A 7,605-nucleotide genomic window follows, 5' to 3' on the forward strand; every position below is an offset into this window, starting at 1 on the left:
ATGTATCAACAAGGGTGACTAAATATCACCCGGGGTGAACATGTATGAGGAAGGCTGTAAGTCTATCCATAATTTTTCTGATGCTGCTGGGCCTCGCTCCAGCGGCAAGGTTCGCAAACGCCCTTGTGGGCACCAAGGTAGTGGATGGCATTATCAACGAGTGGGGCACGCTCGACCTCGTCGGGACTGCCAAGGACAACGGTATGGCAGGAGCAAACCTCGAGGGTCTTTATGTAGCGTGGGATGACCAGTATCTCTACCTCGCGATAAAGACCAACAACAGTGCTGGGTGGTCCGACCTGAACTACGGAATAGGCATTGACGTTGATCCCGGAACCGGCAACGGCTTCACCGGGCCCGGTGATGCATGGGGGAAGGATATAGGCTTTGGTAACGGCTACGCTATTGACTATGAGTTGTATGGCTACTGGAACGAGGGAGCGGGAAGACTTGAGTATGACTGGGGTACTCGCACTGGCCTGCAGTTCATAAAGTACACTGGCAATGGCTGGGACTACAGTTGGGGGAACAACTTCCCGGACTACCGTTCGGTCTTTACGGGGGACTCGGCAACGGGCCTTCAGACCATTGAGGTGGCAATTCCGTGGAGTGCCCTCGGAGGAAAGCCCGAGAGAATAGCCCTTATAGCGTGGATAACCGGTGGGAGCGGGAGTGCCGTTAGCTCCGCTCCATGGGATGCCGCCCTTGAGGACAGCGGTGACGAGTGGGGGGACACGGACATCTTCACAAATCTCGCCGAGGTGGTTATAGCTCCAAAGACAATAGACGGCTTCCTCGACGACTGGAGCTCGTTCGAGGTTGTGGCCCAGGGGGTACCGAGTGGGGTACCCGGAGCGAACCTTGACAAACTCTACGTCAGCTACGATGAGAACTACCTTTATATAGCCATAAAAACCAACAACACCGCCAAATACTGGCCGGATTATGGTATCGCAATTGATGTCAACCCCGGAAGTGGAAGCGGCGGCACAACGGACCCTTGGGCAAAGGAGATATACTTCTCAGGTAAGTATTTGCCCGATTACATAATCTATGCCGAGGCTCAAGATGGGCAGATAGTGTGGATGGGAATGCACAACTGGATCGGTAGTGGCTGGGGAAGCATGGGAAACGTAAAAGATATCGGGGACTACGCTTACGTTGGAGGCAACCAGGGTATCCAAACAATAGAGATTAAGATACCTTGGAGCGCCATCGGTGGGAGGCCTCCGAAGCTAGGCATCATGGCATGGGCCGCGGGTAACAACGATCACGACTCGGCGGTTGATACACTTCCCGTAGACCCTGAGGTGGATTATCCAACTGTGGGGAACGCTGAGTGGACGGATACTGACGTATTGTCAAACTTTGCCCTTATAGATATCCCCGTACTCAAGCCGGACCTCACCGTTAGCATAAAGAGCGACGTTTTCGACGTTGAGAGCTGGCAGCCGGCCAACATCACCATAGAGGTCTCCAACATAGGCAAGGTTGACGCGAAGAACGTTACGGTTGAGCTCTACGACGACAACACCTCCATAGCGAGCTGGAAGGTTGACGTCTCCGCGGGTGACAGCGTCGTTATAAACCACATCTACACATACTCGAGCAAATGGGGCGTCCACGAGCTCAGAGTTGTGGTTGACCCCGAAAACAAGATTGAGGAGGTAAACGAGAACAACAACGAGGCCACCTTTGAGATAGAGGTTGGCCACGTGCAGAGGAACATGAACACCATGGTTAAGCTGGCCTACTACGTGTGGCCCGACCAGTACATGGCCTACTACACCATGACCAGGGAACTCATAGAGAACGCCTCCCAGTTAATACTTACGGAGGACCAGATTGCCGAGCTCAACGCCCTCAACGAGACTCTCAACGGAATACACGCGGAGTACACGGAGGGAATGGGCCTCATAGGAAGCGAGACCTACGCCCTCAGGGGCTCCTCGAAGGTGTTCCACGCTTACAGGACGATAAGGGACTTCTACCCGCAGGTGAAGAGCTTCTACGAGTACGCCAAGAACTCCGGGGTGATGGCACTCGTTAGCGAGGTTGCCAGGAGCGAGGAGGGACTGAGCGGTGCCAACGTTGAGACCCTCTACCTCGGCTACGACAGCAAGTACTACTACGTTGCCTTTGACGTTAACAACACCGAGAACTGGGACATCGCCTACGGAATAGCCGTTGACGCCAAGGAGGGCGGCTACAAGGGTATGAGTGACGCCTGGCAGAGGAAGGTGCACTTCTCCTACAAACCTGACTACGAGCTCTACATGTTCTGGAGCAAGGACACGGGCGACATCACGAGCGCTGACTTCGCCGAGTGGAAGGATGGCAACTGGGAGATAACCCCGCTCAACGAGACGGAGGTGTTCTTCACCTACAAGACCGGTGTGAACGGTCTCGAGCGCGTCATAGTCGGCATCCCGCTCGAGTACATCCCCGACCCGGAGAGCGCGAAGGTGATGGTTTTTGCCGCCGGCGCCAATCCTGGTGACTCCCTCGTTGATTCCGTGCCCTACGACGCCAGCATGGCCGATCATGACGACGAGTGGAGCGATGTTGACATAGTTACCAAGTACGCGACCGTTTCCGAAGTTGGCGAGGTCAAGCTCGAAGGCGTCGTGGTGGACGGAAAGCTGAACGACTGGAGCGATGCCGATGTGGTCGCGGAGGACACGGAGAACTTCGGAGGGGAGGGTGCAAACCTCAAGAGGCTCTACGTCAAGTACGACAGCGACTTCCTCTACATAGCCCTTGAAACTGACAACACCGCCTCATGGAGGATTGCCTACGGAATAGCCCTCGACTACACGGACGGCGGTGCCACGGACATGCCCGATGCGTGGGGAAGGAACATTGGCTTCAAGAGGGGCGTTGACGCGGAGATGTACTTCTTCTGGAACGGCGAGTTCTTCGGCGAGAAGGGAACGGACAGCATAACGGAGATGACCCTCGCCATATGGAACGGCGAGGAGTGGGAGTACAGAGACCTCGGAGAGGTGGCGCTAGTTGCGTGGGACGGTGGAGCCCTTGGACTCAAGAGCCTTGAGATAGCCATACCGTGGGAGGCAATAGGTGGAAAGCCTGAGAAGATTGGAGTGATCGCGTGGGTGACCGGATCAAACACCGGAGATTCCGCCGTTGACAGCCTGCCGCTGGATGATGCCGTGAAAGACAGCGACAACGAGTGGGGAGACAGCGACGTCCTTGGCAACTTCGCCGAGGTAACAATTCAGTGATTCCTCCCCTTCTTTTTTGTTTAGATTCCAAAGAACGCTTTTCTAAACGCGTAGAGCACAATCGCCACGGCAAGCTGGTTGGAGAGGTTGTCGTCAGGGGGGAGCTCGTAGAACTCGGCCAGAGTTCCGGCCAGCGCTCCAACGAGGGCGTGAGGGAGGTCTATGAGCGCCAGTATTAGGAACGCGACCGCGAAGTAAGCTATGCTTCCCTCAACGCTCTTTCCGTTCTTGAAGCGGTGCTTTCCAAAGGGTTTTCCCACCATGGCCGCCACGGCATCCCCGAGGGTTGCAACCGCTATCGCTCCCACCGCTATGTCCGGGGGGAAGAAGTACACCACCGTCAGCGCCCCGAGCGTGAAGTATATGTGGCTGGCTATCCCCCTCCGCTCGTGCTCCCTCGCTATCCCGTCCACCTCTCTCTCCACCCTCTCTATGAGCTCCGAGGGCACGTAGAGGTTGAGCCTCCGCTTTATCCTGTCCCTCAGGTTTTCCACGATTCTGAAGGGCTCGAGGACGACGAAGAGCGCGAAGGCGAGGGCCACGAAAGTCAGGGTGACCTCCCTCCCGAAGAGGAGGTACAGTGCCGGAACGCTCAGTCCGGTGAGGTGAAAGGTCTTACGCTTGAGCTCGCTTTTCATGCTCACGTTTTATCACCTCAAGCGCCTCTAGAAGGTCCTTAACCACAAAGTCCGCGTAGCGGGGGTGAATGCCCTTGAAGTAGCCCCTCCTCACCATTATGGTCGTGGCCCCTATGGCCTTACCCCCCCTCATGTCCGTGTCGTCCCTGTCCCCGACGACGTAAACTTCTTCCTCCCTGGGAAACTTCTTTCTGGCGAGGACAAAGTTGTAGTTCTCGAGCTTGCTCCTCCCCGTCTCGCCGCTTATTATGATTTCGTCGAAGTAGTCCTTTATCCCGAGGTACTCGAGCTTCTTCCTCTGCCAGTAGGAGGATGAGTCCGTTATCATTACCAGTTTGGCCCCCATCCCCTTCAGCCCGTCGAGGAAGGGCCTCGCGTCCGGGTAAAGCCGAAGGTTTGAGAAAAATGTCCTGTCCACTATGGCGAGCATCTCCCCGAGGTCCTCCTCCGACACCCTCGAGTAAACGCGCGTCATGAACCTCTCCATGAGGCCGTCCAGGTCAAGAACGTGGAGCTCCTTTGACTGCTCCAGCTCGCGGTAGCGCTGCGTCAGGATGTAGGCCATCGCCCTGAACTTCCTCTTCCTGAGCAGGTGAGGAAAGAGGCGCAGCACGCTCCACTTCGCGGCTTCCCATGTGTTGCACAGTGTATCGTCGAGGTCAACGAGCACGAGCATGTTCCTAACTCTTCCCCCTCTTTAATAACGTTAGCGCCGCGATCTTGGAGTATATATTGGGTGAGGTTTTGAGCTGTAATGCCTTCAGGCCCCCTCTGCCGTTGAGAGCTCGTGGTAAGTGTAAGCGTTGTACGTGAAAAAGGAAAGGAGGAGGACAAGAAGAAAACTGAGGATTACTCGGCCTTTTCTCATCCCCAGATCACCTCATCTGAGTTCAATATTTGAAATACACCCTAGGTCTGTGATGTTAGTGGGATTGGTACTTTTGGCCTCTACTTGGCAGTATCCGCCGTTTAGTGATCTCCCAAAGGCGTAGTGCCCAGGAACCCGCTTTAGAGTCTCGTAGAAGATTAGCTGAACATACTTAGGATTCTTTGTCTCAAGTTTTTTGATTATTCCTTTGGCCATTTTCTGGTCGACGTCCCTGTATGTAAAAGCAATTCCTCCTTTCGCCAAACCCCTAAGGATTACTCCAGGATAGTATGCGAGTACTTCAGAATTATACTGATTCCTAGGCTTTTTCTTCACCCACAGGAGTTTTGTGTCCTCGTAAGAGGGGAAGACAAGCACGCCGTTTATCCCAATGCTCCCATAGCAAAGATAATCGTGAGCGAAGAGACTCCGTTTTTCACATACTTCTTTCGACCTTATCCGGATTCCCTCGCTCGTTCCGAGCGCGTAAATCTGGTAAAACGTCCCGTTCGGCTTAATGACCTCACTGAGATTCCACCAGTACGAGCCATCAATTTCTCCATCGTACTTCCATCCGAGGGTCTTGAAGAGTAGTGCCTTTCCGTGAGGCGTATAATCCTTCAAAGCCTCCAAGTCCAGTATTACCTGAGAGTAATTCACGAGGGCTTTCGAGCTTTCAACTCTCCTGCTCCTCAACCAGAAGGGGGATGACTGGCTAACAGTGTAAAGCTTGAGCACGTTAGTCTTCTCATTGTAAGTAGCAAACTGCCAGAGACTATCCTCGTGATAAACGGCAATCAAACCCTCCTCCTTTGGAATCCCAGCGATCTTGTACGCTCCCTCTGCCGTTGAAAGCTCATGATAGGTGTAAGCGTTGTACGCGAAAAAAGAAAGGAGGAAGAGCAAGACTCCGGTAGCTAATGTCTTCCTCATCCCCAGGTCACCTCCATGAAGTAGCCGACGCCTGTGTATCTAATCCTGAAGTACTTATTATCCTCCAGACACGACGCATTTTTTCGTGTAGCGGAGAGTTTTTGTAGTTCCGTTGAAGTAGATTGTAGTTTTCTCCACCACTGGGCACATTAAGTTGGATTCATCAAGCAACTTCGTTGGGAAAGGATTTATAATAATTTCAGAGGCGTTTATGAGAATTTCCTGGCCACTGCAGGGAATTGTGAGGTTCTCCGGGATTTTCGTCACGTTGATTGTTGGACCACTGAGGTTTCCCACTCTTCCTGACACGTTCCATGTTGGATATAACGCCAAAAGTGTGCCATTTCCCCGATTTTCAAAGGCTATAAGCCATGTTGAGTACGCGCACCTTGAGTGTGAGGGCATCACGAGGTAACCCCCAACGAGCGGGTTGCCGTCTATAGAAGGCTCCTCCGCCCTGTCTACAAAGATGAACCTAACGCCGTTGAACTTTTTAAGAATGTCCCTGAAGTCCCAAGTTTGGTTAAGGATTTTCTTTATTTCCTCACCTTTGAGGACTCTGACTTTCCCGTCGATTTTTATAATCATTGCCGTTTCGTCTTGGTGGGCAGGAATGTCGTCTATTGAGAAAGAAACTGGACTGTAGTTGAGCCCTGTTTTTACCTGTCTTTTTTCAACATTTATCCTCTTCACGATGAGGTTTCTTTTCAAAGTTGCAGTTATCTCTGAAAGGGTGCCGTTTTCATAAGTTATGACCCTCCATTCCCCTTCTTTGTGATATACTACTACCAAGCCCCTCTCCGCGTCCATGCGGTGAAGCATGCAGGATGGTGAACTAAAACAGGTATCTTTCCTGTAGTTATAGGTTAAAGCTAAAAGTGAAAGGAGAAGGATTGCCATAAACGCTAGAACTCCGAGGAATCTTCCTTTCATTTCCAAGTCACCTCCATGAAGTAGCCGACGCCTGTGTAAGGCCCAGTTACAGGGACATACATAGAACTGAAAGGCATGTCTGGGATTATACTAGGTTTATGGACTAAAATATTGTCAGGCTGAATTGTGATATACCATTCTTCTCTGATAAACTTTGCAAATGCTTCCCAGCAACTTCTAGATACTTTCCATTGCTCTGTCACATGTTCCTCTGTTGAATTTTTGAACATTTCTGTTAAGGTCAAATTAAACCGAGCGTAGTCTTGTGGCCAACTTAGTTCGCTATATCTAAACTGCACGTTCATGACAGAATGGGGTGGTACTTCTCCGAACCACATTTTGAGAGCATTCATTTTATAATCTTTGATACTATAGTAATTTCTGCCTTTTACATCAAGATACTCATCATAAAGCCAAAATACGTAGTGTCCCAATTCGTGCCCTAATGTTTTTCCCCAGTCCACATCTCCAATAGAGATTACAATGTTTTGGTCTGAGAATGCAGAAGCCGCTGAGATTATCTTCTTAGACATCATTACATGGAACTCGTGTTTCTGATTCTCAGTTGCATTAGAGAACCTTTTTATCCAATATCCTCCGATAGATGCTTTTGGCCATCCCTTGTACAAAAGTTCAGTTCTTGTTTGAGGGATTACCCACTTGGTCTTATGTACTCTCACGTCCGCGTCTTCCCAGTGTCTTTTCCCGTCCCATATTCTCACGCTGGTTATCATCGCGTACCCGTCCGTGTAGTCATAAACAAAATCGCTTGCCTTTCTAATACTGTAAACCAGGCTCTTCTTTTCCTCGTCACTCAAAGCCCACTCTGTGGAGACAGTGAGGCTAATCCCGAGAATGTCCCTCTTTGTCGGGTCTTTTCCAACCATCAGCTCGACGAGGTTTGGAACTCCATCACCGTCGGCATCGTCACTCTCTCCCGTTTTGTCGGGTGTTAATTCTTCGAGTTTTGCTTTCCACGCTGGGGGTA

At 51.6% G+C, this 7,605-nt stretch carries 5 protein-coding genes and 1 pseudogene; 1 reads left to right on the forward strand and 5 read right to left on the reverse strand.

Going from position 1 to position 7,605, the window contains the following annotated elements:
• Positions 1-44: 44 nt before the first annotated feature.
• Positions 45-3,245 (forward strand): CARDB domain-containing protein, encoded by a 3,201-nt coding sequence (locus PFER_RS11885; protein WP_052696214.1) that lies wholly within the window; start codon positions 45-47, stop codon positions 3,243-3,245.
• A 20-nt stretch (positions 3,246-3,265) separates the two neighbouring features.
• Here PFER_RS11885 and PFER_RS08435 read toward each other — a convergent pair whose 3' ends face one another.
• The 5 genes and pseudogenes from PFER_RS08435 to PFER_RS12290 all read right to left on the reverse strand — a co-directional run.
• On the reverse strand, positions 3,266-3,889 hold the full coding sequence (locus PFER_RS08435; RefSeq protein ID WP_048151120.1) for a diacylglycerol/polyprenol kinase family protein: 624 nt from the start codon (positions 3,887-3,889) through the stop codon (positions 3,266-3,268).
• Positions 3,861-4,559: an HAD family hydrolase gene (locus tag PFER_RS08440; RefSeq protein ID WP_048151132.1), complete on the reverse strand. Its 699-nt coding sequence runs from the start codon at positions 4,557-4,559 to the stop codon at positions 3,861-3,863. The genes PFER_RS08435 and PFER_RS08440 overlap by 29 nt, the downstream gene beginning before the upstream one ends.
• Positions 4,560-4,763: 204 nt before the next feature.
• Positions 4,764-5,684 carry a hypothetical protein gene (locus PFER_RS08445; RefSeq protein ID WP_048151134.1) on the reverse strand — a complete coding sequence of 307 codons (921 nt, stop codon included), beginning with the start codon at positions 5,682-5,684 and terminating at the stop codon, positions 4,764-4,766.
• Positions 5,685-5,741: 57 nt separating this feature from the next.
• The gene (locus PFER_RS08450; protein ID WP_048151137.1) at positions 5,742-6,617 is read right to left on the reverse strand and encodes a hypothetical protein; all 876 of its coding nucleotides are present in this window, start codon (positions 6,615-6,617) and stop codon (positions 5,742-5,744) included.
• Positions 6,614-7,605, reverse strand: a pseudogene (locus PFER_RS12290) (hypothetical protein); the annotation flags it as partial. The gene PFER_RS08450 and the pseudogene PFER_RS12290, both read right to left, overlap by 4 nt.

The sequence above is a fragment of the Palaeococcus ferrophilus DSM 13482 genome (assembly GCF_000966265.1).
In the GTDB taxonomy this organism is placed as follows: Archaea; Methanobacteriota_B; Thermococci; order Thermococcales; family Thermococcaceae; genus Palaeococcus; species Palaeococcus ferrophilus.

Bases quoted from the DNA above. Each gene is read 5' to 3' on its own strand.
- PFER_RS11885 (WP_052696214.1), top strand. From the start codon at position 45: ATGAGGAAGGCTGTAAGTCTATCCATAATTTTTCTGATGCTGCTGGGC.
- PFER_RS08440 (WP_048151132.1), bottom strand. From the start codon at position 4,559: ATGCTCGTGCTCGTTGACCTCGACGATACACTGTGCAACACATGGGAA.
- PFER_RS08445 (WP_048151134.1), bottom strand. From the start codon at position 5,684: ATGAGGAAGACATTAGCTACCGGAGTCTTGCTCTTCCTCCTTTCTTTT.
- PFER_RS08450 (WP_048151137.1), bottom strand. From the start codon at position 6,617: ATGAAAGGAAGATTCCTCGGAGTTCTAGCGTTTATGGCAATCCTTCTC.